Consider the following 25,387-nt stretch of genomic DNA (forward strand, 5'->3'; position numbering starts at 1 on the left):
ATCTCTAGCTCTACCGCATCCTCACGCGCACGCTCTCGGCGTGCCCTGCTAGACCTTCTGCCTCGGCCAGCGCGATCGTGTGCGGGCCGACCTCGCGCAACGCGTCGCGCGTGTACTGCTGTACGGTGATCACCTTTACGAAGTCGAACACGCTCAAGCCGCCGCGAACGCGGCCGTTGCGGCCTGTCGGCAGCACATGGTTTGGCCCGCTGATGTAGTCGCCCATGGACTGCGGCGTGTGATGTCCCACAAACACTGAACCCGCATTCTTCACCCAGCGCAGATCGGCGCCCGCATCTACCGTCAGGTGTTCAGGAGCCAGCCGGTTCGTTAGCGCCTGAGCTTCCTCTACGGTCTTGGTGACGAATGCAAATCCCTGCGCTGCCAGCGAGGCCTGTGCGATCTCATTGCCCTGCGCCTGGCGCTTGGTCTCGAGAGCGACCTCTTCGGCCAACTCGTGCTTGCTGGTGATGAGCACAGCAAGTGCCTCGGGATCGTGCTCGGCCTGCGCCACCAGGTCCGCCGCAATGCCGCTGGGGTCGCCGTTCTCGCTGGTGACTACAATCTCGGTTGGCCCCGCGGGCATGTCGATGCCGGTCTCCTGCGAGACCGCAATCTTTGCCGCGGTCACGTACAGGTTGCCCGGCCCAACGATCTTGTCTACGGCTGCAATCGTCGCCGTGCCGAAGGCCATCGCCGCAATCGCCTGCGCGCCGCCGACGCGGTAGAACTCTGTCACTCCCGCGAGATAAGCGGCGGCCATCGTCTCCCGCGCGGGCTTCGGCGAGCACACCACGATGCGTTCCACTCCGGCAACCTGCGCCGGAGTCACAGTCATCAGCAGCGTTGAAGGCAGGGGATAGCGCCCCCCCGGAACGTAGCAGCCGACCGAACTCAGAGGCCGTACGATCTGCCCGACCTCCATCCCCTCTGAGGGGCGAAAGCTCCACGCGCGCGGCAATTGTTTCTCCGCGAACGTGCGAATGTTGGCCTGCGCCAGGCGCATGGCGGCTTTGAGCTCTTCGCTCGTGGCCTCCCACGCGGACTGCATCTCCTCGCGGCTGACCAAAAGCGGCTGTTCGGCGGCCAGCCCGTCGAAGCGAGCTGTGTACTCGTGCAGCGCAGCATCGCCGCGTTCGCGCACGGCTGCGAGAATCTCGCGCACAACGCCATCCACCTTTGCGGTGTTTGCGGCGCCGCGCTGTTCCAGCTGCTGGAGGGTATCCTCTGCAACCTTCGCGTTCTCGCCGAATGTCTTCAAAACTCTCATGCTGCCTCGTTAATCCTTGTAGCCTGCTTTACGCATCTGCCGCCGTTCGCGCCGTGGACCGGTCAGGACCACACGCTTCGCCGCCTCCGGTCCCGCTGGGTAGATGCGTTCCGGATTCTTGGGGTCGATGACTACGGCCAATCGCACTCCCGCCGTGATCTTTTGCCCAGGTTCCACCCGCGAACTCAGCGTTACCTCGCGGCTGGTGGTGCTGCCCGGCTCCTGGATCCACATCACGATCTTCATGATGGGCAGGGTCCTGCCGAAGCGCTTCATCGGCGCCACTGAAATCACCGTGGCATACACCGCCACGCCCTCACGCTCGGCCTTCTGCTGCCGCCAGCGCTGGAAAAAATACAGGACGACCGGTGTAAGGGCCGCCAAAATAACGAGTGTCCAGATTGCGATCTTCAACGCATGCCTTTCGGGTGATTACAGTACTACTTTGCTCAAAGGGTATTCGACGATCCCCGCGCCGCCGGCTGCCTTCAGCTTAGGGATGACATCGCGCACAAGGGAGTTGTCGAGAATTGTATTCAATGCGACCCAATCGGGGTCCTGCAGGTGCGAGATCGTCGGCGAGTTCAACGCCGGCAGCACTCCGATGACCTTGTCGAGATCGGCCTTGCGTACGTTGAGCATCAGTCCAACCTGGATCTGCGCATCCATCGCTCCATTCAACATCATGGAGAGCGTTTCGATCTTCGAGCGCTTCCAGGGATCGGCCCAAGCTGCCTTGTTGGCGATGAACTGGGTCTCAGACTCCATCAGCGTCTCGATGATGCGGAGGCGATTCGCGCGCAGTGAGCTTCCGGTCTCCGTCACTTCAACGATGGCATCGGCCAGCGTCGGCGGCTTCACTTCGGTGGCGCCCCAGCTGAATTCAACCTTGACGGGGATATTCTTCGCCGCAAAGTAGCGCTTGGTGAACTCTACCAGTTCGGTCGCGATGGTCTTGCCGGCGAGGTCTTCGGGCTTCTCGAAGGGCGAGTCCTCAGGCACGGCGAGCACCCACTTCACGCGGGTGCGGGACTGCTTGGAGTAGGTGAGCGAGGTAATACGCTCAACGTCGGACTGGTTCTCGAGCACCCAGTCGTTGCCGGTCAGTCCGGCATCCAGGGCGCCATGCTCCACGTAGCGGGCCATCTCCTGGGCGCGAACGAGCATGCACTCGATCTCTGCGTCGTCGATGGTGGGGAAGTAGCTGCGGCCGCTCGCATAGATACGCCAGCCGGCGTGTTCGAACAGCGCGATGGTGGCATCCTGCAGGCTGCCCTTCGGAATTCCAAGCTTCAGTTTGTTGCTCATGTCGATTCTTCGCCTTTGCCTTTGCTTTTCTTTCTGTCATTCCCGCAGGGAATCTGCTTCTACTTCTCATCCATTGCAATGGGCTTCGTAAAGCAGCTGACGCTTCCCTCGTGGCACACCAGGCCATCGCCCTCGACCTCGACGCGGAAGAGCAAGGCATCGCTGTCGCAATCGGTGGAGGCCGAGATGACCCGCAGGCGGTTGCCGCTGGTCTCACCCTTCATCCACAGCTTCGAACGTGTGCGTGACCAGAAGGTTACGAAACCCGTTTCGGTGGTCTTTTTATAGCTTTCCTCGTTCAGGAAGCCGAGCATCAGCACCTCGCCGGTCTTCGCGTCCTGCACGATGCCCGCGACCAGGCCGCCGGCTTTTTCAAAATCGATCGCTACTGTCGTCATCTTCCTCATCCTCTGTGTTCGGCTGAAGCTGTCTATCTGGTGCTTGGTTGAAGCTATCGCGGCGCAGCAAAAAGCCCGCTCGCGATATGCGCGTCAGCGGGCCTGTTCGTAGTCCTATTGGGCGTTCTTGCTACTTCACCGCACCGGACACAGCCGCCAACACGCTTTGCGCATGATGATGATGCTGTCCACGATGGTGCAGAAGAACATTCATTGCTTTCTACCGTATCCGTGGCGCTCGCGGATGTCAATCGCGACCCGTATGGAGCTGTGGCACGGCCCCCAGCCCCGCAGGGGCAGCCCCATCAAAGCCCAAGGTGAAACCCTGGGTTAGGGTGCCAAAAAGATGCGGAGCCCTGAAAGGGCGATCTATCGATATCCCCCATACCCTATAGGATGTGGAGGATTAGATCGAGAGACCTCTAAATGCACTAACTGCTCCCTTTCCTCTCCCTGATGGAACCTTTGGGCACGACTCGCCGTAAGAATCATGACGATGACAAGGTCTTTTCGAACCCTCCGTTCCCTCGTCCTTCTATCTCCGCTCGTCATCGCCTCATTGCGCCTCTCGGCTCAATCTCCGGTCGTATCCCCGCCCGTCGCCCAGCCGCCTCTGCGATTTGAAGTCGCCTCCGTCCGCCCGCACCAGTCCGCCGGAGACGAACCCTCCAACCGCCGCGTACTTCCTGGCGGACGGTTTGTCGCCACCGCCACCACCGTCCGAACCCTCATTCGCATCGCCTTTGGCACTGACGATAACCGCATGTCAGGCGCACCCAGCTGGACCGATAACGAGACCTTCGACATCGACGCGACCACCGCCGATCACGCCGAAGTCACCACCCCGCAGCAATTCCAGCAACTCATCCTCTCGCTGCTCGAAGACCGCTTCCAGCTCAAATTCCATCGCGAGCAAAAGGAAGGCGCTGTCTACTGGCTCGAACTCAACAAGCCCGGAAAACCTGGCCCCGCTCTCAAGCCAAGCACTCCCGGCTCGGAGCCCAACATGAGCACCAACTCTACCGGCTCAAGGACTGTCATGAAGGTGACGAACATGTCCATGATCGATCTTGCCGCCGCGCTTCGCCGCCAGGCTGGTCGACCCGTCGAGGATCACACCGATCTCAAAGGCAACTTCGATTTCCAGATCGAATGGTCTCCCGAAGAAACTCCGGACTCCGCCGACCCATCGCTTTTCACCGTGCTCAAGGAACAACTCGGCCTCAAGCTCCAGTCCGCCAAAGGCAACCTCGAAACCCTCGTCATCGACGAAATCTCGCACCCTTCAGCCAACTAACCCGCCGTAGCCGTTGTTGCTCTTTTACTACTCCACCACCGTAAATCCCCGCTCGCCATCCTTGGCAATCGACACCTGCCCCTTGCCGATGTCATACAGCCAGCCCGAGACGGTCAACTCACCCATCGCCATAGCCCCCGCCACGGACGGATGCGTCTTCAGGTGCTGAAGCTGCAACAGAACATTCTGTTCCGTAAGCACGGAGAGCAGTTCGCGCCGCCACTCTGTCTTGGTGTGCATGGTCTCCGCCACCGTGAGGGCCGCGCGAGCATTGGTCAGCCAGCTCTTGACGGTGGGCATTTCTTTGACCGAGTCCGGGTTGAGCAGTGCCTTCATCGCGCCGCAGTCGCTGTGGCCGCACACCACGATGTGCCGCACCCGCAGGGAGGTCACCGCGTACTCGATCACCGCGCTGACGCCGCCGAGCATCTCGCCGTACGCCGGCACCATGTTGCCGATGTTGCGTGTCACAAAGACTTCGCCCATCGCTGAATGTGTCAGTTCGTTGGGGTTTACCCGTGAATCCGCGCAGGCAATGAACAGCGTATGAGGACGCTGTTCGTTGATCGCAGCCTGCGCATGCAGGTGGGCCTGGTTCGGATAGACCTCCGACCGAAACCGGCGTACACCCTTCTTCAATTGTTCGAGCACTTCGTCCATGAGGCGGCCTGTAGCTTTCTTGTGATTAGGGTGCTGAAAGTTACGAACGAATCTATTCTTCGCGCCACTTGATATTGCAGCCGATGCTGCTGCGCTGGTCAGTGTCAGGGCGTTTGCCGGCGACGACCGCATCCAGGGCCGCGCGCAGGTCCTTGCCGGTCACCGGCGTGTCGTTGCCGAAGTCTCCGCGCCGGGGGCGGCTCTCGTCGAGCTGTCCGCGATAGACCAGCTTCAGATCCGCGTCGAAGAGGAAGAAATCCGGGGTGCAGGCAGCCTCGTAGGAACGGGCGACCTCCTGGGTCTCATCCAGCAGGTAAGGGAAGTTCCAGCCCAGGCGCGCCGCCTGCTCACGCATGAACTCCGGGCCGTCCTGGGGGTACTCGACGATGTCGTTGGACTGGATGGCAGCGATGGCAATCGGACCTTCGCCGTTTTCGCCAAGGTAGTCGCGGCCGATTCGTCCCAGCTCCGCTTCGACGTGTTTTACGTAGGGGCAATGTACGCAGACGAACATCACCAGCATTCCGCGCCGCTTCTCGTCGCCGATTGAGGCGAAGATGTCATCGCGGCCCAGTGCTTTGCCGCTGATCGCGTCTACCAGCTCGAAGGCCGGGGCAGTTGTCCCCAGCTTCACCATCGTCGATTCCGTTCTGGACATTGCAGCCCTCCATTGTCCATCATAACGGCCATTCGCGGAGCAGGAGACTGTCCTGATGGCAGGATGTGAAACATGGAAGGACTTTTTCACGTCAGAGGTTACAGTCCTTGTTGCTAGTAATGACTCGTGATCGGTGCAGGGTTTAACCACGGTTAAATCTGTCCGTTTCGGCAATTAATCCGTTTCCGCGCGTGTTGTGGATAACGTATGCTTTGACCAAAGTTCAATCGGTCGCTGGCTTTCTGCAGTGCTGGCTTCCCAGAGGATACTGTGCGCCCTTCTCTTCGTAGTCTCGCTTCGGTGTTTTCCGCGTTTGTGCTGTTAGCCGCTTTGCTGTGCCTCCCTTTGGAGGCCCCTCTGGAAGCCCAGACAGCGGCAAACTCCGCAGCAGCCGCACTTCAACCCATGGCGCAGGCCAACCGGGTGTCGGCGCAGGCCAGCCTCTCGCAGCAGACGAAGCTCACCGGTCATATTCCAGCCTGGGCGACAGCCGCTCGGCAGACAGCCACTCCCGTAGATCTCAGCGCCCCGATGAACATCTCCCTGGTGCTGCGCCGCGACCCTTCCGTCGAGGCGGCTTTTGAGAAGCTGCTCGCCGACCAGCAGAATCCTGCCTCTCCGCATTATCACCAGTGGCTGACGCCGCAGCAGATCGGCACGCTCTATGGGCCCACCCAATCCGATCTGGATGCAATCACTTCCTGGGCAACAGGACAGGGCCTCAAGCTCGTGTCCGTCCAGCCCAATCGCGTCATTGTGGCGTTGACGGGCAGTACTGCGGCTGTCGCTAGTGTCTTTCGTACCAGCTTTGCCAACTTTGACCTGGGCAGCGAGACCAGGTTCTCCGCGATCTCGGAACCTTCGATTCCGGTAGCGTTCAGCGCAGTGATTCAGTCGGTGCATGGTTTGACCCAGGCGCGTTATGTGCCGCAGTCGAAGGCGTCTGTAGGGCAGTTGCCCGCTGCAGGATTAAAGCCGCAGGTGGGCGTTGGAAACGGCATCAACCTCATCCTGCCCGATGACTTTGCCACGATCTACAACATCAACAGCGTCTACAGCGGGGGAGATAAAGGTGCGACGATCGGGTCCGCCGCACAGCATGTCGCCGTGATTGGCCGATCTCGCGTCGTTACCGCCGATATCGCCAACTTCGAAACCCTTGCAGGGTTGTCAACAAGTCTTCAGCCTAACGTCGTGCTGGCGGGTGCTGATCCGGGAACATCGAATATGGGTGATGCACAGGAAGCCACCTTGGACGTTGATCGTGTCATCGGCACGGCGCCGGGGGCGGTGGTAGACCTCGTTATCGCTAAAGATACCCAGAACGAGGATGGGGTCGATATCGCGACTGCCTACAACATCAATACGCTGAAGGATCCAGTCATGACGATCTCCTTCGGCAGTTGTGAGGCGTCGAATGGCCAGACGGAAACGAACCTGCTGAACACCGAGTTCCAGGCTGCGGCTGGCGAGGGTATCTCCACGTTTATCGCGGCTGGGGATGCCGGCGCTGCTGGCTGCGATACGCCTTTTATGGCGGCGCCCGCGACACAAACTGCGAGCATCAACGCCCTTTGTGCCAGCAGCTATGTCACGTGTGTTGGTGGAACCGAATTCAACGATGCTTCTAATCCTTCCACCTATTGGTCTTCCTCTAACTCTTCCACGGGCAATGAATCAGCTCTCATGTACATCCCGGAGGGAGCCTGGAATGAGCCGGATGCTACCAACAGCAGTGGCGTCCCGACCGGCGGCTTCGAGGTCGGTGCGGGCGGAGGCGGCGAAAGCCTTTACATCGCCAAGCCGAGTTGGCAGACCGGCTCGGGCGTTCCGTCCGGTGCGTTTCGCTATGTCCCGGACGTAGCCTTCTCGGCCTCCGCGCATGATGGTTATCTTGGCTGTTTCGCCGCCGGTCAAGGAAGCTGCGTTACTACAGGCACAGGCCAGAACCAAAGCACGCCGATCCTGATCTTTAGCGGCACCTCGGCCTCGACTCCCGGCATGGCAGGCATCGCGGCTTTGCTGAATACAAAATTGGGCAGTGCCCAAGGCAACATCAGCCCTCTCCTCTACTCTATTGCGACCTCTACTCCAAGTGCTTTCAATGACGTCACGGTGGCAACTTCGGGTGTAACGAACTGCACGACGGCAACGCCGTCGATGTGCAACAACAGCACTCCAGGGCCCACGACGTTGACGGGAGGTTTGGCTGGTTTCGAAGTCGGCACGGGGTACGACGAGGCTACCGGCCTCGGCTCGCTCAACGTCGCCAACTTTCTGGCAGTGGCATCGGGATCTCCAATTTCCACCTCAGGCTCTGCTTCGTTCACTCTGACACCTTCCCCCGCGACCCTGACGCTTGCTCCTGGGGCCACAACGGGCAATACCGATACGATTACGCTCACTTCGACGAATGGCTTCGTGGGTTCGGTTGGCCTTGTTTGTGCTATCACCTTTACGGGCACTGCGACAGTCTCGCTTCCGCCAACTTGCAATCTGTCTGCTGCCAGCGTGTCGCTGACCGCCAACGGAACAAGCACGGTTACGGCTACGATCGCCACGGTGGCAGCTTCCACTGCTGGTAGCTGTTCCACAGCCTCTCTGCCTTCCAAAGGGCCAGTGGGAATGATGCTCGCTGGATTACTGCTGCTTGTTTTGCCGGTTCGTAAGCGTAAAGCGATACGTGCTCTGACGATGGTCTTTCTGCTTACGGGCGGTCTGGTTGTTATGAGTGGATGCAGTAGTAAATCATCCTCGAGTACCAGCAATACATGCCCGACTCCTCTTAGCCCAGGTACAACGGCTGGCCCCTACACCGTGAAGATTACTGGAACCAGCGGATCCATCAGCGTGCCGATGACCTTCTCGCTCACGATCTCCTAACCTGTGGTCATGCAATACAAAGGCCCTCGCCGAGGCGAGGGCCTTTCTGTTTCGCAGGCACGTCGTATTCTTAACCTCATCGATGTCCACGCTGCCCTCGCGAATCCTCTCCGAAGCCGGCCGCGCGCAACGCGCTACGTTGTCGCTGGGGCCGAACGGTCTGCCACTCTGCCGCTGGTGTCAGATGGAGATTCTCGCGCGCCGTCGCCGCACCTTCTGTTCGGAGTACTGCGTGCATCAGTGGAGGCTGCGTTCGGACCCCGGCTATCTGCGCGATCAGGTCTTTGCTCGCGATCGCGGTATCTGCACGGACTGCGGCACCGATACCGTCGCCGCCTATGCTGCGCTCAAACGCAGCCGCGGCAAGGCCCGAGTGGAGGCGCTTGCCGTCTGGGGCCTCAAGACCGTTCAGGCCCGGCGGTCCTTGTGGGATGCGGACCATATCCGGCCTGTCGCTGAAGGAGGAGGGCAGTGCGACCTCGACAACCTCCGCACGCTCTGCTTGCCCTGTCATCGCGAGGCGACAGCCGATCTTCGCTTGCGGTTGCGAGCAAGCACAACAAAGCCCCGGCCGTAGCCGGGGCTTTGCGAACTACAGGAACGTTAAGCTTCTGTTCCGGCGGGCTCGAGCGTCGCCTGGGTGGGGGATCCTGCTGTTCCACCCTTGACTTCGGAACCCGGCTTGCGGATGTCGATGCCGCCCTTGAAGAAGGCGCCATCTTCGATGGAGATACGAGCGGCGATGACGTCGCCGGTCAGCGAGCCTTCGCTGCGGATGTCCACACGGTCAGAGGCCTGGCAGTTGCCGCGCACCTTGCCGAGTACAACGATCTCGCGTGCCGAGATGTTCGCCGCGACCTGTCCGTTGCGGCCTACCGTAACGCGGTTGCCGGGGAGGGTAATGGTGCCTTCGACCTTACCGTCGATGTAAAGCGATTCGGAGCCTGAGAGCTCGCCCTTGATGACAAGGCTCTTGCCGATCGTTGCCTGTTCGCCGGCAGGGATTGCACCTGCTGCGGCCGCTGAGGGACGTGCAGCTTCAAACGTTGCGCCGCCGGTAGGCGTCGCCGGACGTACCGGCTCCGGGGTTGAAGGGGTTGAGCTGCCGGTCTGGTTCGGTTTCCACATATGTATTGCTTCCTTTCCTCGTTCCGGAGGGGATCTTTCGCAGGCCGAGTGCGCTACGCTTCCGCGCACCACAGCGTTTGCCCGTGCTTCGTCCACGATACTACTTTGTGAACCCGTCTGACCTGTGGAGTTCCGCCCAAATCTTCATTAAAACGCGCCTTTACAGTAACCCCCCGCAATCTCTTCTCCGTGCGGGGCGTATAGCGAAAGACGCAAGTTACTTTTACTGGAGTCGACGCATCTTAGTTGCTGCGATTTTGCCGCAGCGAACCGTGTGCAAACGCACCGATTTTGTTTTACTCTTCGGCTTCGCCTTCCTCTACCAGCGAACTTAGTCCGACGACATCAAAGGTCATCGCCTGCCCTCCGGTGAGCTGGAGTGTTGCTCTCATCGGTGTCCGCTGCCACTTTGCGGCGGTGCAAACGGGGTAGGGCGCATTGGCTTGTGGCCACGGCCCGATCACCTTCTGAACTACAGCCTTGCGTGCTCCAAGTTCGGCAACGACAGCTACCAGGCCCCCATTTCTGACCGTGGTTGCGATGCCGCAGTAAGCCGCGTAGTCGCGAAACCATATGGCCTCCGAAACAGCCGGATCAAACGCGGGTAGATGCAGCGCGGTAATGTGGCCGGTGATGCGGTCGACCATCAGCCACGGACCAGGCTGCCACGTCCATCGCGGAGCTTCGCCGGGCAGGGAATCATTGATTCGCAGGGCCCTCCGTACGACGAATGACCGGTCGGTGACGTCGTGAATCTCGCCGACGGTCCACTCCTTCTGGGTGGTGTCGACCAGCAGGGGCCGGACGCGTAGCGTGGTCGCCTCTTCGCTCTTGTTGTCCGGGTTGGCCTCGGGCGGGGTATAGGGCACGCGCCGGGAGGCTCCTAGTGTCACGGTATGGGTCTTAGGGGCGGCGGACGCCGAGGGGACGCACAAAAGGGCAAGCAGCGGCACAAAAGCCAGGCGGAGAGGTGTCTGCATGGCTTGCAGCCTAGCAGAAAGGAGGGAAACAGTGATTAGCAAGCAGGAAACAGGAAGAGCCCCCTTCCTTCCGCCTTTCTGTTTCCTAATTCCTGTTTGCTGTTTCCTTTGCACTCTTCCTTCCACAAATCCCCGTTTTCGGGTAGACTCAAACATGGTGCGTGTCCCTTCCGCCGTCTCTGTCTGCCTATAGGGGTTGGATGGAGGCACCAGAAGCCCACGAAACAGGCATAGGAAGCCGCGAAGCAATGATTCGCGGTCACAATGAGATCGGGCCTTCACGGCCCAATCGAAGGAGAGCGTTTGTCGAAGGAAGATGCAATTGAAGTAATGGCGGTGGTCGTCGAGACCCTGCCAAACGCGCTATTCAAGGTCGAGCTCGAAAACAAGCACCAGGTGCTTGCGCACGTCTCAGGCCGTATGCGCAAGAACTTCATCCGCATCCTCCCCGGCGATCGCGTAGCCATCGAGCTCAGTCCCTACGATCTGAACCGCGGCCGCATCGTTTACCGCTACAAGTAACAGCAGATTGTCCGTTCTCTGAGAGCTGGCAACTGTTAACTGAGAACTGAGGATTCAAATGAAGGTCCGTGCTTCAGTAAAGAAGATCTGCGACAAGTGCAAGGTGATCCACCGCCGTGGCGTCGTTCGCGTTATCTGCGAGAACGCCAAGCACAAGCAGCGCCAGGGCTAAGAGGCTGGACGCAGGAGTTTTCTAATCCCTGTGCCCTAAGCCCTAATCCCTGTTTTTAGCGGCCCCACCGGGCGAGTTAGCCGAAGTCAAGGCTTGCGATGAACCCGGAGGAGACAGCAATCAGGTCAGCCGCATGACCCCTAACCCCGCTCCCCAGCCAGTCTGGAAGCCCAACCGAAAGGCAATCTCATGGCACGTATTGCCGGCGTCGACCTGCCAGGAAACAAGCAGGCTCGTATCGCCCTCACCTATATCTACGGCATCGGTGACCCCCGCGCCCTCCGCATTCTGACGGCAGCGGGTATCGATCCGCTCGCCAAGATGGGCACCCTCGATGAGGACCAGCTCAACGCCATCCGTCAGGTCATCGAGAAGGAAGGCGGCATTGAGGGCGATCTCCGCAAGGAAATCTCACTCAACATCAAGCGCCTGATCGAAATCCAGTCCTACCGTGGTCTCCGTCACCGCCGCAGCCTCCCGGTTCGCGGTCAGCGCACCCACACCAACGCTCGTACCCGCAAGGGCCCCCGTAAGGGCACCGTTGCCGGTAAGAAGAAAGCGACCAAGTAAGCCATGGCAAAGACACAGAACAAGGCAGCCGGCTCAGCGAAGGTCGGAAAGAATAAGAAGTTCAAGAAGCGCGAGCGGAAGAACGTTCCGTTTGGTCTGGTATTCATCCAGGCGAGCTTCAACAACACCATCGTCACCATCACCGACCAGACCGGCAACACGCTGAGCTGGAAGAGCTCCGGCTCGCTCGGCTTCCGCGGCTCCCGTAAGGGAACCCCGTTTGCCGCGCAGCAGGCAGCGGTCGGCGCTGCCAATGCAGCCCGCGACCACGGTCTGCGTTCGGTCGACGTGCGCGTTGCTGGCCCTGGCTCCGGCCGTGAGTCCGCGATCCGCGCTCTCGCCGCCGCCGGTATCGAGGTTCGCTCGATCCGCGACGTCACGCCGATGCCGCACAACGGCTGCCGTCCTCCGAAGCGCCGCCGCGTGTAAGGAATCATCATGGCTTTGAGCGCGTTCCATCGGGCAGTCAGCAAAAGCCTTTGGTTCGTTCTGTTCAATGCCGGCACTGTGGTTTACCTCGTACTTAGTAGTAGCTTGCGGTGGAACTGGATAAGTATTGGGTCTTGCAGTGCAGCGCTGTTGTTGATCAATGGCGTTGCACTGTATTCCACTCGGAGATATACCGACTGGAGATGGACCTATAAACAACAACGGGATTGGGACCAGAAGGGCATGCCGCCCGTAAACCAATCGACATCTGATTCAGGAGAATAGAAATGGCACGTTATACAGGACCCGTCTGCCGCCTTTGCCGCCGCGACGGCACCAAGCTCTTCCTCAAAGGCCCGAAGTGCTTCACCGACAAATGCCCCGTCGAGAAACGTAACTTCCCCCCAGGCCAGCACGGCCAGTCCAAGAAGCAGAAGAAGGTTGTCGGCTACGGTCTGCAGCTCCGTGAGAAGCAGAAGGCCAAGCGCATCTACTTCACGCTCGAGACCCAGTTCCGCGCCTACTACGAGAAGGCTGCGAACCGCCCCGGCGTCACCGGCGAACTCCTGCTCCAGCAGCTCGAGACCCGTCTTGACAATGTCTGCTACCGCCTCGGCTTTGCGCTCTCGCGCCGCCAGGCACGCCAGGTCGTTCGTCACGGCCACGTGCAGGTAAACGGCCGCAAGGTTAACATCCCGAGCTTCCAGTGCAAGATCGGCGACGAGATCGCGATCCGCGAGGGTTCCAAGAAGCTTGTTCTGCTCGAAGCATCGCAGGACTTCCTCTCCGGCCAGAACCGCGTGGGCTGGATCGATGCCAACCGCGAGAATCTGTCGGGCAAGATCATCGCCCTGCCGAAGCGCGAAGACGTCAACCTGCCGGTCAACGAGCAGCTCATCGTCGAACTTTACTCGAAGTAATCCACAAATCTGGGTGCTCCACTCATCGCCTGTTCTTTGCGCGATGAGTGGGGAATCACCCGGACGTCTGCAACACCAACCGCACTACCGTTAGCCCCGCAAAATGCTTCGCGGTGCAACGAAGAAAGGAACACCCATGCTTTGGAGAGGTTTTCAGAAGCCCAAGCGTCTCGCTGTCGATCAGGAGACCCTGACCCCCACCTTTGGCAAATTTTCCGCGCAGCCCTTTGAGCGCGGTTTCGGTACGACCATCGGCAACGCCCTGCGCCGTACCCTGTTGTCCTCGATCGAAGGTGCTGCTGTTACCGCCGTCAAGATCGAAGGCGTGCTGCACGAGTTCCAATCCATCGCCGGCGTCGTTGAAGATGCTACCGACATTATCCTGAACCTGAAGCAGATCCCGTTCAAGCTCAACGGCGATGGCCCCAAGACCCTGTATCTCCGTGCCGATGCCGCGGGTGTCGTCACCTCGGGTTCCATCGAGGCTGATTCGGACGTCGAGATCCTCGATCCCAGCGTCTACATCTGCACCATCAGCGAAGGCGGCCGCATCGACATGGAGATGCGTCTCAAGCGCGGCCGTGGCTATGTCTCGGCTGACAAGAACTTCGACAGCGATCTCGGCATTGGCTTCATCCCGGTGGATTCCGTCCACTCGCCTGTGCGCAAGGTCAACTACCTCGTCGAGGCTGCTCGTCTCGGTCAGATCACCGACTATGACAAGCTCACGCTCGAGATCTGGACCAACGGAACGATCCTCCCGGCAGACGCTCTCGGCCTTTCGGCCAAGCTGCTGAAGGATCACATGACGATCTTCATCAACTTCGAGGAGGAGATGGAGGCCGGTGCTTCCGGCGATCACGACGGCCCGCTGCTTCGCAACGAGAACCTGAACCGCTCGGTAGAAGAGCTCGAGCTTTCGGTGCGCAGCTACAACTGCCTGAAGAACGCCAACATCGCGACCATCGGTGAGTTGATCCAGAAGACCGAAGCCGAGATGCTCAAGACCAAGAACTTCGGCCGCAAGAGCCTGAACGAGATCAAGGAAATCCTTGCTCAGATGGGCCTCTCGCTCGGCATGAAGATCGACGAACAGGGCAACCCGGTCCCGGGACCGACCTCGGTTCTCCCGGCCGCAACGCTCGCAGCCAGCTATGCCGGCTACGACGATGAGGACGACGACGATCTGGATATCGACGAGCCCGAAAACTTCTAAAGGCAGGAAACTGTTAGCAGGAAACAGCTAACAGCTTAACGCCTTTGGTATCGACCGTAGAGCAGCGGAGGAACCCAGCTTCCTCCGCTGCACCACGGTTCTAACTCGAAGCTGGCAACTCGCGGCTCGAAACTCAACGCAAACCCGCGCTTCCTGCGCAGTAACCCGTAAGCCGGTCGACAGCACAAGCTGGACCGAAGGAGACTTCAAATGCGTCATCGTAATGGCGGCTTTAAACTCGGCCGCAACACCAGTCATCGTCGCGCTCTTCTGCGCAATCTCGTCACCTCAATCATTCTGAACGATCGCGTTCATACCACCATTACGAAGGCCAAGGCGACCCGCCCCATCGTCGAGAAGATGATCACTCTCGGCAAGAACGGCAGCGTTCACTCCCGCCGCCAGGCGCTCGCTTACCTGATGACGCCTGAGTCGGTCGACCGTCTCTTCAAGATCGTTGCCCCGCGCTACAGCACACGTCCCGGGGGCTACAGCCGCATCGTGCGTACCAGCGTCCGCAAGGGTGATGCTTCCGAGATGGCTTTCATCGAACTCCTCGGCGCCGAGCAGGAACTCAGCGAGAAGGCAGCCAAGCGCTCCGAAGCCCGCGCCAAGCGGCAGGAAGAGCTGCAGAAGCAGCTCGAAGAGCGTGGTCCCGGCGAGCAGCCTGATCCGTCTGCCGAGAACTAAACACACTCATCATCTGCAGGAACAAGAGGCGCGCCCACGTGGCGCGCTTCTTGTTCTTGTTAGACTAGCGATATCCGCATGCCTATCGTTGAACTCCAGAACATCCGCAAGGTCTACGACACCAAAGTCGCGGTCGAAGGCCTGACCCTGACCATCGAACCCGGTACCATGTTCGGCCTGTTGGGGCCCAACGGCTCGGGCAAGACCAGCTCCATCCGCATGATGATCGGCATGACCGTGCCCGACTCCGGCACAGTGCGCCTCTTCGACAAGCCCTTTGCGCGTACGCTGCTGCATCGCGTCGGCTATCTGCCGGAAGAGCGCGGGCTCTACAAGAAGATGAAAGTGATCGATCAGCTCGTCTTCCTGGGCCAGCTTCATGGTCTGGACGAAGCCACGGCCCGCAAGCGCTCACTTGCCTGGTGCGAGCGCATGGAGATCAACGAGGCCATCGCCAAGAAGACCGAAGAGCTCTCCAAGGGCATGCAGCAGAAGATCCAGTTCATCGCCGCGCTGCTGCACGAACCCGACCTCGTCATCATGGATGAGCCCTTCAGCGGCCTCGATCCCGTCAATGCGACGCTGCTCATGGACACCCTGGTCGCGCTGCGTAGCGAGGGCAAGGCCATCCTCTTCTCGACGCACCGCATGGACCAGGTCGAAAAGCTCTGCGACGCCATCGCGCTCATCTCCCGCGGCAAGCTGCTGCTCTCCGGCAGCATGCGCGAGATCAAATCCCACTATCCACGCAACCGTGTCCAGATTGTTTTCACGGGCGACGATTCCTTCCTTCGCCATCCCGGCATCGTCGAGGCCAAGAATTACTCCGGCATCGCCGAGATCAAGGTGCAGGACGAAGTCGTTGCCCAGCAGGTTCTCGCCGAGGCTGTCGCCCGTGGCACCCACATCAATCGCTTTGAAGTCATAGAGCCTACGCTGGAAGAGATCTTCATCGAAAACGTCCGTGCAAGCTTCGGCGATGCAGAGGCAGGAGGCAGAGTCGATGCATAACACTTGGCTGATCGCAAAGCGCGAATATCTGGAACGCGTACGTACCAAGGGATTCATCATTGCTACGGTGCTCATTCCGTTGCTGATGGGGGCTCTGGTCTTTGGCAGCGCCTACATGGGGTCGAAGTCCAAGACCTCGTCGCACATCGCTGTCGTCACCAGCGACTCTGCTCTCGGCACTGATCTGAAACATCAGCTTGAAGGCGGCAAGGACAGCGACATGAAGGTCGACCTGAGCGAGCCTTCCAGCGAGACTCGCGCCGTCCTTGACGCGCAACTGCACGACAAGTCCTCTTCGCTTGCCGGTTATCTCTGGGTGACGCCGCCGGTGATTGCCGGCGACCGCCCCTCGTTCACCTATACGGCACGCTCTGCTGGCGATATCGCCACGCAGGGAGCGATCGAATCGGCCCTCGGCTCTGTGCTAATGCGCGAGCACCTTGAATCGAAGGGCATGGCCGGCTCCGACATCGATGCGCTCGTCGCTCCGGTCAAGGTCGATACCAGCGCCAGCGGCAATACGACGACGGCATTCTTCGCCGCCTACACGCTGTTCTTCCTCATGTACATGGTCATCATGTTGTATGGCATGAACACCGCGCGGTCGATCATCGAAGAGAAGACCAGCCGTGTCTTCGAGGTGCTGCTGGCGACGATCAAACCTGAAGAGCTGCTCGCTGGAAAGATCCTGGGGGTAGGGGCCGTGGGCCTCACGCAAATCGGCATCTGGATGATCGCTGCGGGGGCGCTCTCCAGCAGCAGTCTTGCAGCCAGCCTGATCGGGACAACGGGACATGGACTGATCAGCGCAACACAGATCGGCTTCTTTGTGCTGTACTTCGTCTTTGGGTTCCTGCTCTACTCCAGTATTGCCGCCGCGCTCGGCGCCATGACGAACTCGGAACAAGAGCTGCAACAGCTCAACATGTTCCTGGTTCTTCCGCTCGCATTCTGCATGGTCATGCTCTTTTCGATCATCCGCGCGCCGAACTCTACCCTGGCCCGTGTGGTCTCCCTCATTCCTTTCTGCAGTCCGCTGCTGATGAACTTCCGCATCTCGCTCACGCAGGTACCGGCATGGGAGATCTGGCTCTCCTTTGTGCTGATGTCGGCTACGATCTTCGCTATTCTGTGGGTCTCTTCGCGCATCTATCGTGTCGGCATTCTTATGTATGGCAAGAAGCCGAATCTGCCTGAAATCCTGCGCTGGCTGAAATACAGCTAGCGCGCAAGTAAACTCATCTGCGTGGCTGTCTTCACTCCAAAGCAACGTCTGCTGCTGGCGATCGTGCCTCCACTGGCGGTGGCGTTGATCCGCCTGCTTGGAGCGACGTTGCGCTATCGCGACCTCAACGCTCCCGCTACGCCTGTCGGCATTGATGTTCCCGGCCCTACGATCTTCGCCTTTTGGCACTGCGCGCTGCTGGTCAGCGCGCATCGCTTCCGCAACAAGGGAATCGCAATCCTGATCTCGCGCTCCTTCGACGGCGAACTCATCGCGCGTATCGTCGAGCGGCTCGGCTTCGTCGCCGTCCGAGGCTCCAGCACCCGCGGAGGCCCGCAGGCGCTACGCGGAATGCAGCAGGCCTACACCGACGGCCGCATCTGTGCCTTCACCGCCGATGGCCCCAAGGGACCTGCCTGCGTCGCGAAGCCGGGGCCTGTGCATCTCGCCGAGCTTACCGGGGCGAACTGGATCGGTGCGTTTCATGGGCAGCCAGAGCACGTCTGGGAGCTCCGCTCCTGGGACCGCTTCATGATCCCCAAACCCTTTACTACCGTGACCTTTTCGTGGCCCGCGCACACCGCGCCGGAGCTCACATCCGTGCAGCAGGCTATGGATGAAGCAGTCGCGATGACCTCACGCCTACAATCGCAGTAGCCCCATGCTTGTCTCAGACTTCCACTACGACCTGCCTGAAGAACTCATCGCGCAGCGGCCTCCTGCGGTGCGCGGCACGAGCCGCATGATGACGCTGGATCGCCGTACCGGTGACTTCTCCGACCATACCTTTGCCGAGTTGCCGTTGCTGCTCCAGCCGGGCGATCTGCTGGTGATGAACGACTCGCGCGTCATCCCTGCACGTCTGTTTGCCACCCGCGCCGGCCTCACGACCCAGCACAACTCCCCCGCGCCCAGCGGCCACATCGAAGTCCTGCTGACGCAACGCCACGCTTCCGCTGAAGGCTATAACGACTGGTCGGCGCTTGTTCGTCCCGCAAAGAAGATCCAGCCCGGCGAGACCCTGCTCTTCGCACCGGACGACTCCACTGCGCCGCTACTGCGCGCCACCGTGCTCTCTGCCGGTGAGTTCGGCGAGCGTACTCTGCGCTTCGATCCGGCCGAAGACTTCCATGCCGCACTCGAACGTATCGGCCACCTGCCGCTGCCCCCCTACATTCACCGCTCCAAGCAGGAGCCCAATACCTCAGAAGACCGCGAGCGCTACCAGACGGTCTACTCGCAGCAGTTGACCAGCGCCGAGGCTGAGGGTTCCGCCGCCGCGCCGACGGCTGGCCTGCACTTCACACCGGAGGTGCTCTCGCAGCTCAAGGAGCGGGGCGTAGAGTTCGCCACCCTCACATTGCACGTTGGGCTCGGAACCTTCCAGCCTGTCCGCGTCGAGCGCACCGAAGACATTCGCCTCCACGCCGAGCACTACACGCTCTCCACGACGACGGCCGAAGCCATCCAGAGAGCCAGGCGCGAGGGCCGCCGCATCGTCGCCGTAGGCACGACCACGACGCGCACCCTGGAGCACATCGCACGTGAAACCAATGGCAGCGAAATCGCCGCGCATTCGGGAAGTACCGCCCTCTTTCTCTCTCCCGGGGTGGAGTTCAAGCTGGTGGGCGGCCTGTTGACCAACTTCCACCTTCCGCAATCGACGCTGCTGATGCTGGTCTCCGCCTTTGCAGGCCGCGAACAGGCGCTCGCTGCTTATGCCCACGCCGTCGAAGCGCGCTATCGCTTCTTTTCCTACGGCGACTGCATGCTCATCACGTAGCATCCAATAAAAGAGATCAAATCATGCCGAACCAGACCGACAAACCGCCTATCTACCTCCTCGATTCGATGGCCTTCATCTTCCGTGCATATCACGCGATGCAGCGCTCGCGACCGATGTCCACGCGCACCGGCATTCCCACGGCGGCAACGTATGTCTTCGTCAACATGATCAACAAGCTGCGTAAGGACTTCCAGCCGCAGTACCTGGCCGCGGTCTACGATGTTGGCGCGCCCCTGCTGCGCAACGAACAGGCCAAGCAGATGAAGGACGTCCAGAAGTTCAACATCAAGACGCAGGAGTTCGAGACGATCGAATACGGCGGTTACAAGGCCAACCGCGCCGAGACGCCACCTGATCTGATCCAGCAGCAGCCCTACATCCGCCGCGCGCTTGAGGCCTTCCGCATCCCTATCCTGTTCTACGAGGGCTTTGAGGCGGATGACGTGATCGGCACGCTGAGCTGCCAGCTCTCCGCGCTCGGCCATCACGTCTATGTCGTCTCCTCCGACAAGGACATGATGCAGCTCGTCAACGAGGACGTCTCGATCCTCAACCCGATGAAGGACAACCTCATCCTCGATCCGGCAGGAGTCGAGAACGTGCTGGGAGTTCCGCCCGCGCGCGTAGTCGACGTGATGGCGCTACGTGGCGACGCTATCGACAACATCCCCGGAGCGCCGGGCATCGGCGACAAGGGCTCGGTCGAACTCATCCAGCAGTTCGGCACTGTGGAAGGCGCGCTTGATCGCGCCGCTGAAGTTAAAAAGAAGACCTACCGCGAGTCGCTGCAGAACAATCGCGACAACATTCTGCTTTCGAAAGAGCTCGTCACCATCCACACGGCGGTGCCCATCGAGTTCTCGCTCGACCACATGCGTACGCAGCCGGTCGATAACGCAGCCTGCCGCGCTCTCTTCACCGAGCTTGAATTCACGACGATGCTCAAAGAGCTCGCTCCGGACGTCGACGCCACCCCCGTGACCTACAACATCAAGGCCACTGCGGACGACCTCGCAAAGCTGCTCGCCGAAGCGCGCGAACCCTCTCTCGCAGCTCGCGATCTCGAAGCTCGTAGCTCGACTGCAAACCAGCTACCTCGCGGCCTCGCCATCGCCCTGGCCGAAACGACACAAGCCATCGCAGAAGAGGTCGCCGCCGATCCCAGCGCCAGCGCCGAGGTTGAAGAATCCGAACCAGAACCGCCGCAGACGATGTCGCTCTTCGGCGCGGATGAGGGGGCAGGGGACAGGGCCCAGGGCTCAGGGGCCTCGTCTTCTGAACTCTTGGCCCTGAGCCCTGAACCCTCCCAGGACCCTGCCTGCCGTCTCGGCCTTGCCGTCACTGCCGGACACGCCATCGAGATCTCGCTCGACACCCCGGGTATACGCGAAGCCCTCGCCGACCCTGCGTTACCCAAGCAGGTCCACGACCTCAAGGCCGTGCTGCGCGCGCTCCAGCCGCACGACATCACACTTGCCGGGCCGATCACCGACGTCATGCTGCAGAGCTATCTCCTCAACCCGACGCACAGCTCACATACACTCATCGACCTGGCCGCGCGCACGACCAGCAGGGCCCTGACGCATCAGCCGACGAAAGACAATCCCAACGATCCCAAGCGCCTGCCGGAGGCCGCCGCGGCCATCGCACGCCTGGCCGTTACGTTGGGCGAACAACTCGCCGAAGTCCCCACGACCCACGTGATTCCGAAGGACGATCCTGCTCTAGGCGGCGCAATCACAACGGAGATGCTCTTCGCCGACAAGGCGCAGGTCGAAGGGGCCAGGGCTCAGGGGGCAGCGAGCGCGTCTTCTGGACCCTTGGCTCTGAACCCTGAGGCCTCTCCCCTGAACGAACACTCCACCCTCGCCGAAGTCTACGAGCAGCTCGATCTCCCCCTTGTCTCCGTGCTGCTGCAGATGGAGCAGACGGGCGTTCGCGTCGACAGCAACCTCCTGCGCGAGATGAGTTCGCGTCTCGCCGTCACCATCGACGACCTGGCCGAGCGCATCTATGCCAGCTCGGGACATCGCTTCAACATCAACTCTCCCAAGCAGCTTGGCGACGTGCTCTTCAACAAGATGGACCTGCCCAAACCCATGAAGCACGGCAAGGGCAAGGTCATCTCGACGGCGCAGGACATCCTCGAAGACCTCGCGCAGCACCACGAGGTTCCGGCGATCGTTCTCGAATACCGCCAGTTGCAGAAGCTGAAGTCCACCTATCTCGATCAGCTTCCGTCCCTGACGGACGTGAACGGCCGCATCCACACCACGTTCAACCAGGTAGGCACGGCAACGGGGCGTCTCTCGTCGATCAACCCCAACCTGCAGAACATCCCCATCCGCACCGCCGTCGGCCGCGAGATCCGTGCCGCGTTCATCGCGGCACCGGGCAATCTGCTGATGTCCGCGGACTACTCGCAGATCGAGCTGCGCCTCATGGCGCACTTCTCGCAGGACCCCCTGTTGCTCGACGCCTACCGCACCGGCAAGGACATCCACACACTCACCGCCGCGGAGGTCTTCGAGGTCGACGCCGCGACGATGGACAAGGAGACCCGTGCCCGCGCGAAGGCCGTAAACTTCGGCATCGTCTATGGCATCTCGCCCTTCGGTCTGGCTGCGCAGTTAGGCATCGACCAGAAAGTCGCCAAGGCCTATATCGAACGCTACTTCGACAGGTACAAGGGAGTCGCGACGTTCATTGAGCAGACGCTCGAAACCGTTCGCCGCGACCAGGCGGTGAAGACCGCCTTCGGCCGCGTCCGCCCCATCCCCGACATCCAATCCCGCAACCCCAACCAGCGTGGCTTCGCCGAGCGTACGGCGGTCAACACGCCACTGCAAGGCACCGCCGCCGACCTCATCAAGATCGCCATGCTCCGCATCGACGCCGCCATACGCACCCGCAACCTGCGCTCGCTAATGACGCTACAGGTGCACGACGAACTGCTTTTCGACGTTGTGCCCGAAGAGGCTGATGAGATGCAGGAGTTGGTAAAGACCGAGATGGAATCGGCAGCGGAGTTCAGTGTGCCCATCGTTGCGGAGGTAGGTCTTGGAGATAACTGGCGAGATATTAAGTAGCGGCTGTCGAGTCTTACCGGACAACGTAGCGGGAATTCGTGTTCAGGGCTTGACAGATATTCGTTTATAAACGAATATCTGTTAGTGTACGAGATTCGTCATTATCTGTCTTCCAATGGAAAAGATGTTTTCATGGAGTGGCGAACTAAGCTGCGCGATACAAAAGCGCGAGTGGCCATTGACCGCAGAGTCAACCGGATCGAGCAAGGAAATTTAGGCGATCACAAATACCTGCAGGATGGTGTCTCGGAGCTTTGCATCAACGTCGGGCCGGGATACCGTGTGTACTACGCCGTGGAAGGTAAGCAAATCATTCTGTTGCTTTGCGGCGGTGACAAAAGCACACAGCGCGGGACATAGATCAGGCGTGCGCAAACTGGCGAGACTGGCAGGCGCGCGGTGGGGAAGAGGAGGAATAACAATGGGAGCTTCCAACGCAAAGAATGTGAGAGATCGTAGCCACGACGAAGCTATGGCAGAGGCGTTCCAGGCAGATCCTGCCTACGCCGCCGAATTGTTAAACTCTATCCTCGAAGATGGTGAGCAAGGAGAACTGCTCATCGCATTGCGGCAGATGGCAAAAGCCTTTGGGGGTATATCGGCCGTAGCGGAGAAGGCTCATCTGAACCAGACGCAAATGTATCGCACATTGTCTGAGGAGGGTAATCCAGCGCTGAGTAGCTTGGTAGCCGTTCTAAAGGTGATGGGCCTCCGCCTTGCCGTTCAACCTGTAAAGGTGGATCGCATCGAAGCTACCGCAGCCTAAGCGACCCCTGGAGAGGACTGAGGCATGTCGTAATTTGGCATGAGGTAGCCTGTATCTGAAACCCCAAATGACCCAGTCCACAAGAAAGACAGCTACACTCCTCATCGACTGCCCTGACCGCAAAGGTCTTGTCGCGGCTATCATCAATTTTCTTGTCCAGCAGTACGACGTCAACATCCTCAATGCCGATCAGCATCAAGACGCCGAGCTGGGCCTCTTCTTCATGCGCGTCGAATTCGCCACCGAGGCTGCAGGCTTCGACGAACTCAGCTTTCGCACGGCCTTCCAACCTCTCGCGCAGCAGTTCCAGATGAACTGGCGCATTGAGTTAGCTGACGCGCCGCAGAATGTCTGCCTCTTCGTCTCGCAGTATCTGCACTGCCTTGCCGACCTGCTGCATCGCCATCAGACCGGCGAGTTCCACTGCAATCTCGCGCTGATCGTCAGCAACCATGAGAGTGCACGGCCGCTGGCGGAGTTCCATCATGTTCCGTTTTACTACCTGCCCGTCGGGCGTGAGAACAAACAGCAGGTCGAGCGGCAACAACTTGCCTTGCTGGATGAGCACAAGATCGACCTCGTCGTCCTCGCGCGCTACATGCAGATCCTGTCGCCCAAGTTCGTGGATGCCTATCCGCGCCGGATCATCAACGTCCACCATTCGTTTCTGCCCGCGTTTACAGGGGCAAAACCGTATCACGCAGCCTTCGCGCGAGGCGTAAAGCTCATTGGTGCGACCAGCCACTACGTCACCGCAGAACTCGACGAGGGGCCCATCATCGAGCAGGACGTCGCCCGCGTCTCGCAGAACGATCAGCTTCCCAGCCTCATCCAGAAGGGACGCGACCTTGAGCGCCTGGTGCTCTCCCGCGCTGTGCAGTGGCATCTCGACCACCGGATCCTGTCCTACGCGAACAAGACCGTCATCTTCGCCTGAGCTGGGACTAAATCCCCAGCTCTGCTCGTATCGCTCCGGCAATCGCTTCGGCGTGGCGGCGCATGGCCTCTTCGCTTTCGGCCTCGATCATCACGCGTGCCAGGGCCTCGGTGCCGGAGTAGCGGATGACTACGCGTCCTGAGTCCTTCAGCTCTTCTTCCGCGGCTTGAATCACCACAACAACCGAGGGCAGGGAATCGAGCGGCTTCTTCTCGCGCACCTTTACGTTCAGGATGACCTGCGGATAGTTCTTGAGATCGGCGATCAACTCGCCGAGTGTCTTACCCGAGCGATGCACCACATCGAGTACCAGCAGTGCGGTGAGCAAGCCATCGCCTGTTGTGGCTTTGGCTGGAAACAGGATGTGGCCGGACTGCTCGCCGCCTAAGGAAGCACCAGAGTTTTGCATCTCCTCAAGGACATACTTGTCGCCAACCGGAGCACGCAGCATGCGAATTCCCGAGCGCTTGAACGCAGCCTCCAGGCCCATGTTCGACATCGTCGTTGCAACGACGAGATTGTCCGCAAGCAGGCCGCGCTCCTGCAGATCGCGGGCGCAGAGCAGCATCACGGCATCGCCGTTTACGACGTTGCCGTGCTCGTCGGCAAAGAGCGCGCGGTCGGCATCGCCGTCAAAGGTGAACCCCATCGACGCGCCGCGGGTTTTCACCTCGGTTGCGACGACTTCGGGATGCAGCGCGCCGCAGTTCTCGTTGATGTTGCGACCGTCAGGAGAGGCATGCGTAACTTCGACCGTTCCCTTGAGCGACTCGAACAACTGCGGAGCGACCGAGCTGGCAGCACCGTTCGCGCAGTCGATGACGACGGAGCGGTTATCCAGAGAGATATCCGGTACTGCTTCGAGCAGGAAGCGGATGTACTCGGCACGGTAGCTCTCGTTGACTTCGGGGAGTTCTTCTTCCGCAGGCGTGGCGGTCGCGCTGTTTGCCAGCACTCGCTCGATCTCGGCCTCGATGCCCAACTCAACCGCATCGGGCAACTTGTAGCCGTCGCCGCCAAAGATCTTGATGCCGTTATCCTGCCAGGGATTATGCGAGGCGGAGATCACTACGCCTGCGCTGAATCCGTGCTTCCGGGCGAGGAATGCGATAGCTGGCGTAGTAATTACGCCTGCGGACTCGACCTCGGCGCCGCCTTCGCGCAATCCGGCGGCGAGCGTCGCCGCAATCCACGGGCAGCTCTCTCGCGTATCCATGCCCATGACGACATGCACCGACCTGCCTGCTGCCTCATCCTTCAGCTTCGTCGCCAGGGCCACGCCTACGGCGCGTACCGTGCGCCGGTCCAGCGGCGGCTCTCCAGCTACTGCACGAATTCCATCGGTACCAAATAACTTTCGCATTGCCACCTCTTGTCCTGGTTTTTAATCTCTTTCTAAGATGCTAGCGGAGATTCGCATGTGTATTCGTTATCTGGTGGGCAGAATCGGCCCATTTTGAAACCCGCTTATC

General features: G+C 60.2%; 27 protein-coding genes. 18 read left to right on the forward strand and 9 right to left on the reverse strand.

Going from position 1 to position 25,387, the window contains the following annotated elements:
- Window positions 1-10: 10 nt before the first annotated feature.
- From hisD to hisI, 4 genes are read right to left on the reverse strand one after another with little or no spacing between them, the layout of a single operon-like run.
- Window positions 11-1,270 (reverse strand): histidinol dehydrogenase, encoded by a 1,260-nt coding sequence (gene hisD / locus ACIX8_RS05020; protein ID WP_014264239.1) that lies wholly within the window; start codon window positions 1,268-1,270, stop codon window positions 11-13.
- Window positions 1,271-1,279: 9 nt separating this feature from the next.
- Window positions 1,280-1,684, reverse strand: a complete 405-nt coding sequence (locus ACIX8_RS05025) for a hypothetical protein (protein ID WP_014264240.1) — start codon at window positions 1,682-1,684, stop codon at window positions 1,280-1,282.
- An 18-nt stretch (window positions 1,685-1,702) separates the two neighbouring features.
- Entirely contained in the window at window positions 1,703-2,578 is an 876-nt protein-coding gene (gene hisG / locus ACIX8_RS05030; protein ID WP_014264241.1) for an ATP phosphoribosyltransferase, read from the reverse strand.
- Between the two features lie 59 nt (window positions 2,579-2,637).
- Complete coding sequence (gene hisI / locus ACIX8_RS05035) at window positions 2,638-2,985, reverse strand: phosphoribosyl-AMP cyclohydrolase (protein ID WP_083836625.1); 348 nt, start codon at window positions 2,983-2,985, stop codon at window positions 2,638-2,640.
- Between the two features lie 487 nt (window positions 2,986-3,472).
- Between hisI and ACIX8_RS05040 the strand changes: the two genes are divergently transcribed.
- Window positions 3,473-4,273, forward strand: coding sequence for a TIGR03435 family protein (locus ACIX8_RS05040; RefSeq protein ID WP_150110493.1), 801 nt, complete (start codon window positions 3,473-3,475; stop codon window positions 4,271-4,273).
- A gap of 27 nt (window positions 4,274-4,300) precedes the next feature.
- On the opposite strand, the gene ACIX8_RS05045 is transcribed toward ACIX8_RS05040, so the two are convergent.
- On the reverse strand, window positions 4,301-4,933 hold the full coding sequence (locus ACIX8_RS05045) for a carbonic anhydrase (protein WP_014264244.1): 633 nt from the start codon (window positions 4,931-4,933) through the stop codon (window positions 4,301-4,303).
- Between the two features lie 52 nt (window positions 4,934-4,985).
- On the reverse strand, window positions 4,986-5,591 hold the full coding sequence (locus ACIX8_RS05050; RefSeq protein ID WP_014264245.1) for a thioredoxin family protein: 606 nt from the start codon (window positions 5,589-5,591) through the stop codon (window positions 4,986-4,988).
- Between the two features lie 270 nt (window positions 5,592-5,861).
- On the opposite strand from ACIX8_RS05050, the gene ACIX8_RS05055 reads away from it, so the two are divergent.
- Together ACIX8_RS05055 and ACIX8_RS05060 are read left to right on the forward strand one after the other, a co-directional pair.
- Window positions 5,862-8,474: a S53 family peptidase gene (locus ACIX8_RS05055; RefSeq protein ID WP_014264246.1), complete on the forward strand. Its 2,613-nt coding sequence runs from the start codon at window positions 5,862-5,864 to the stop codon at window positions 8,472-8,474.
- A gap of 82 nt (window positions 8,475-8,556) precedes the next feature.
- Window positions 8,557-9,051: an HNH endonuclease gene (locus ACIX8_RS05060; RefSeq protein WP_014264247.1), complete on the forward strand. Its 495-nt coding sequence runs from the start codon at window positions 8,557-8,559 to the stop codon at window positions 9,049-9,051.
- A 26-nt stretch (window positions 9,052-9,077) separates the two neighbouring features.
- Here the strand turns inward: ACIX8_RS05060 and ACIX8_RS05065 are convergent, their stop codons facing one another.
- Complete coding sequence (locus tag ACIX8_RS05065) at window positions 9,078-9,602, reverse strand: bactofilin family protein (protein WP_014264248.1); 525 nt, start codon at window positions 9,600-9,602, stop codon at window positions 9,078-9,080.
- Between the two features lie 296 nt (window positions 9,603-9,898).
- Window positions 9,899-10,582 carry a hypothetical protein gene (locus ACIX8_RS05070; RefSeq protein ID WP_014264249.1) on the reverse strand — a complete coding sequence of 228 codons (684 nt, stop codon included), beginning with the start codon at window positions 10,580-10,582 and terminating at the stop codon, window positions 9,899-9,901.
- A gap of 303 nt (window positions 10,583-10,885) precedes the next feature.
- On the opposite strand from ACIX8_RS05070, the gene infA reads away from it, so the two are divergent.
- The 15 genes from infA to purU all read left to right on the forward strand — a co-directional run bounded on the left by infA (window position 10,886) and on the right by purU (window position 23,915).
- A complete protein-coding gene (infA, locus tag ACIX8_RS05075) occupies window positions 10,886-11,104 on the forward strand; it encodes a translation initiation factor IF-1 (protein ID WP_014264250.1) in 219 nt (72 codons plus the stop codon).
- 58 nt (window positions 11,105-11,162) lie between these two features.
- A complete protein-coding gene (gene rpmJ / locus ACIX8_RS05080; protein ID WP_013581269.1) occupies window positions 11,163-11,276 on the forward strand; it encodes a 50S ribosomal protein L36 in 114 nt (37 codons plus the stop codon).
- 189 nt (window positions 11,277-11,465) lie between these two features.
- Complete coding sequence (gene rpsM, locus ACIX8_RS05085; RefSeq protein WP_014264251.1) at window positions 11,466-11,846, forward strand: 30S ribosomal protein S13; 381 nt, start codon at window positions 11,466-11,468, stop codon at window positions 11,844-11,846.
- A 3-nt stretch (window positions 11,847-11,849) separates the two neighbouring features.
- Complete coding sequence (gene rpsK, locus ACIX8_RS05090; protein ID WP_014264252.1) at window positions 11,850-12,275, forward strand: 30S ribosomal protein S11; 426 nt, start codon at window positions 11,850-11,852, stop codon at window positions 12,273-12,275.
- 287 nt (window positions 12,276-12,562) lie between these two features.
- Entirely contained in the window at window positions 12,563-13,195 is a 633-nt protein-coding gene (gene rpsD, locus ACIX8_RS05095) for a 30S ribosomal protein S4 (RefSeq protein ID WP_014264254.1), read from the forward strand.
- Window positions 13,196-13,331: 136 nt separating this feature from the next.
- Window positions 13,332-14,411, forward strand: coding sequence for a DNA-directed RNA polymerase subunit alpha (locus tag ACIX8_RS05100; protein WP_014264255.1), 1,080 nt, complete (start codon window positions 13,332-13,334; stop codon window positions 14,409-14,411).
- Between the two features lie 210 nt (window positions 14,412-14,621).
- The gene (gene rplQ / locus ACIX8_RS05105; RefSeq protein ID WP_014264256.1) at window positions 14,622-15,101 is read left to right on the forward strand and encodes a 50S ribosomal protein L17; all 480 of its coding nucleotides are present in this window, start codon (window positions 14,622-14,624) and stop codon (window positions 15,099-15,101) included.
- A 78-nt stretch (window positions 15,102-15,179) separates the two neighbouring features.
- The gene (locus ACIX8_RS05110) at window positions 15,180-16,112 is read left to right on the forward strand and encodes an ABC transporter ATP-binding protein (RefSeq protein WP_014264257.1); all 933 of its coding nucleotides are present in this window, start codon (window positions 15,180-15,182) and stop codon (window positions 16,110-16,112) included.
- Window positions 16,105-17,337: an ABC transporter permease gene (locus ACIX8_RS05115; protein ID WP_014264258.1), complete on the forward strand. Its 1,233-nt coding sequence runs from the start codon at window positions 16,105-16,107 to the stop codon at window positions 17,335-17,337. The genes ACIX8_RS05110 and ACIX8_RS05115 overlap by 8 nt, the downstream gene beginning before the upstream one ends.
- Before the next feature lie 21 nt (window positions 17,338-17,358).
- A complete protein-coding gene (locus ACIX8_RS05120) occupies window positions 17,359-17,994 on the forward strand; it encodes a lysophospholipid acyltransferase family protein (RefSeq protein WP_014264259.1) in 636 nt (211 codons plus the stop codon).
- A gap of 4 nt (window positions 17,995-17,998) precedes the next feature.
- The gene (queA, locus tag ACIX8_RS05125) at window positions 17,999-19,120 is read left to right on the forward strand and encodes a tRNA preQ1(34) S-adenosylmethionine ribosyltransferase-isomerase QueA (protein WP_014264260.1); all 1,122 of its coding nucleotides are present in this window, start codon (window positions 17,999-18,001) and stop codon (window positions 19,118-19,120) included.
- 23 nt (window positions 19,121-19,143) lie between these two features.
- A complete protein-coding gene (gene polA, locus ACIX8_RS05130; protein ID WP_014264261.1) occupies window positions 19,144-22,212 on the forward strand; it encodes a DNA polymerase I in 3,069 nt (1,022 codons plus the stop codon).
- Window positions 22,213-22,296: 84 nt separating this feature from the next.
- A complete protein-coding gene (locus ACIX8_RS05135; RefSeq protein ID WP_014264262.1) occupies window positions 22,297-22,572 on the forward strand; it encodes a type II toxin-antitoxin system RelE/ParE family toxin in 276 nt (91 codons plus the stop codon).
- Window positions 22,573-22,684: 112 nt separating this feature from the next.
- The gene (locus ACIX8_RS05140; protein WP_223295468.1) at window positions 22,685-22,978 is read left to right on the forward strand and encodes a helix-turn-helix domain-containing transcriptional regulator; all 294 of its coding nucleotides are present in this window, start codon (window positions 22,685-22,687) and stop codon (window positions 22,976-22,978) included.
- 67 nt (window positions 22,979-23,045) lie between these two features.
- The gene (gene purU / locus ACIX8_RS05145) at window positions 23,046-23,915 is read left to right on the forward strand and encodes a formyltetrahydrofolate deformylase (protein ID WP_014264264.1); all 870 of its coding nucleotides are present in this window, start codon (window positions 23,046-23,048) and stop codon (window positions 23,913-23,915) included.
- 7 nt (window positions 23,916-23,922) lie between these two features.
- Here purU and glmM read toward each other — a convergent pair whose 3' ends face one another.
- Window positions 23,923-25,278 carry a phosphoglucosamine mutase gene (gene glmM, locus ACIX8_RS05150; RefSeq protein WP_014264265.1) on the reverse strand — a complete coding sequence of 452 codons (1,356 nt, stop codon included), beginning with the start codon at window positions 25,276-25,278 and terminating at the stop codon, window positions 23,923-23,925.
- Window positions 25,279-25,387: the final 109 nt, after the last annotated feature.

It is taken from the genome of Granulicella mallensis MP5ACTX8, assembly GCF_000178955.2.
Lineage (GTDB): Bacteria > Acidobacteriota > Terriglobia > Terriglobales > Acidobacteriaceae > Granulicella > Granulicella mallensis.

Coding starts and splice junctions, on each gene's coding strand:
- hisI (WP_083836625.1), bottom strand. CDS start 2,985: ATGAGGAAGATGACGACAGTAGCGATCGATTTTGAAAAAGCCGGCGGC.
- glmM (WP_014264265.1), bottom strand. CDS start 25,278: ATGCGAAAGTTATTTGGTACCGATGGAATTCGTGCAGTAGCTGGAGAG.
- ACIX8_RS05140 (WP_223295468.1), top strand. CDS start 22,685: ATGGCAGAGGCGTTCCAGGCAGATCCTGCCTACGCCGCCGAATTGTTA.
- polA (WP_014264261.1), top strand. CDS start 19,144: ATGCCGAACCAGACCGACAAACCGCCTATCTACCTCCTCGATTCGATG.
- hisD (WP_014264239.1), bottom strand. CDS start 1,270: ATGAGAGTTTTGAAGACATTCGGCGAGAACGCGAAGGTTGCAGAGGAT.
- ACIX8_RS05045 (WP_014264244.1), bottom strand. CDS start 4,933: ATGGACGAAGTGCTCGAACAATTGAAGAAGGGTGTACGCCGGTTTCGG.
- ACIX8_RS05040 (WP_150110493.1), top strand. CDS start 3,473: ATGACAAGGTCTTTTCGAACCCTCCGTTCCCTCGTCCTTCTATCTCCG.
- purU (WP_014264264.1), top strand. CDS start 23,046: ATGACCCAGTCCACAAGAAAGACAGCTACACTCCTCATCGACTGCCCT.
- ACIX8_RS05115 (WP_014264258.1), top strand. CDS start 16,105: ATGCATAACACTTGGCTGATCGCAAAGCGCGAATATCTGGAACGCGTA.
- rpsK (WP_014264252.1), top strand. CDS start 11,850: ATGGCAAAGACACAGAACAAGGCAGCCGGCTCAGCGAAGGTCGGAAAG.
- rplQ (WP_014264256.1), top strand. CDS start 14,622: ATGCGTCATCGTAATGGCGGCTTTAAACTCGGCCGCAACACCAGTCAT.
- ACIX8_RS05060 (WP_014264247.1), top strand. CDS start 8,557: ATGTCCACGCTGCCCTCGCGAATCCTCTCCGAAGCCGGCCGCGCGCAA.
- rpsD (WP_014264254.1), top strand. CDS start 12,563: ATGGCACGTTATACAGGACCCGTCTGCCGCCTTTGCCGCCGCGACGGC.
- ACIX8_RS05070 (WP_014264249.1), bottom strand. CDS start 10,582: ATGCAGACACCTCTCCGCCTGGCTTTTGTGCCGCTGCTTGCCCTTTTG.
- ACIX8_RS05065 (WP_014264248.1), bottom strand. CDS start 9,602: ATGTGGAAACCGAACCAGACCGGCAGCTCAACCCCTTCAACCCCGGAG.
- ACIX8_RS05050 (WP_014264245.1), bottom strand. CDS start 5,591: ATGTCCAGAACGGAATCGACGATGGTGAAGCTGGGGACAACTGCCCCG.
- ACIX8_RS05100 (WP_014264255.1), top strand. CDS start 13,332: ATGCTTTGGAGAGGTTTTCAGAAGCCCAAGCGTCTCGCTGTCGATCAG.
- rpmJ (WP_013581269.1), top strand. CDS start 11,163: ATGAAGGTCCGTGCTTCAGTAAAGAAGATCTGCGACAAGTGCAAGGTG.
- ACIX8_RS05110 (WP_014264257.1), top strand. CDS start 15,180: ATGCCTATCGTTGAACTCCAGAACATCCGCAAGGTCTACGACACCAAA.
- rpsM (WP_014264251.1), top strand. CDS start 11,466: ATGGCACGTATTGCCGGCGTCGACCTGCCAGGAAACAAGCAGGCTCGT.
- queA (WP_014264260.1), top strand. CDS start 17,999: ATGCTTGTCTCAGACTTCCACTACGACCTGCCTGAAGAACTCATCGCG.
- hisG (WP_014264241.1), bottom strand. CDS start 2,578: ATGAGCAACAAACTGAAGCTTGGAATTCCGAAGGGCAGCCTGCAGGAT.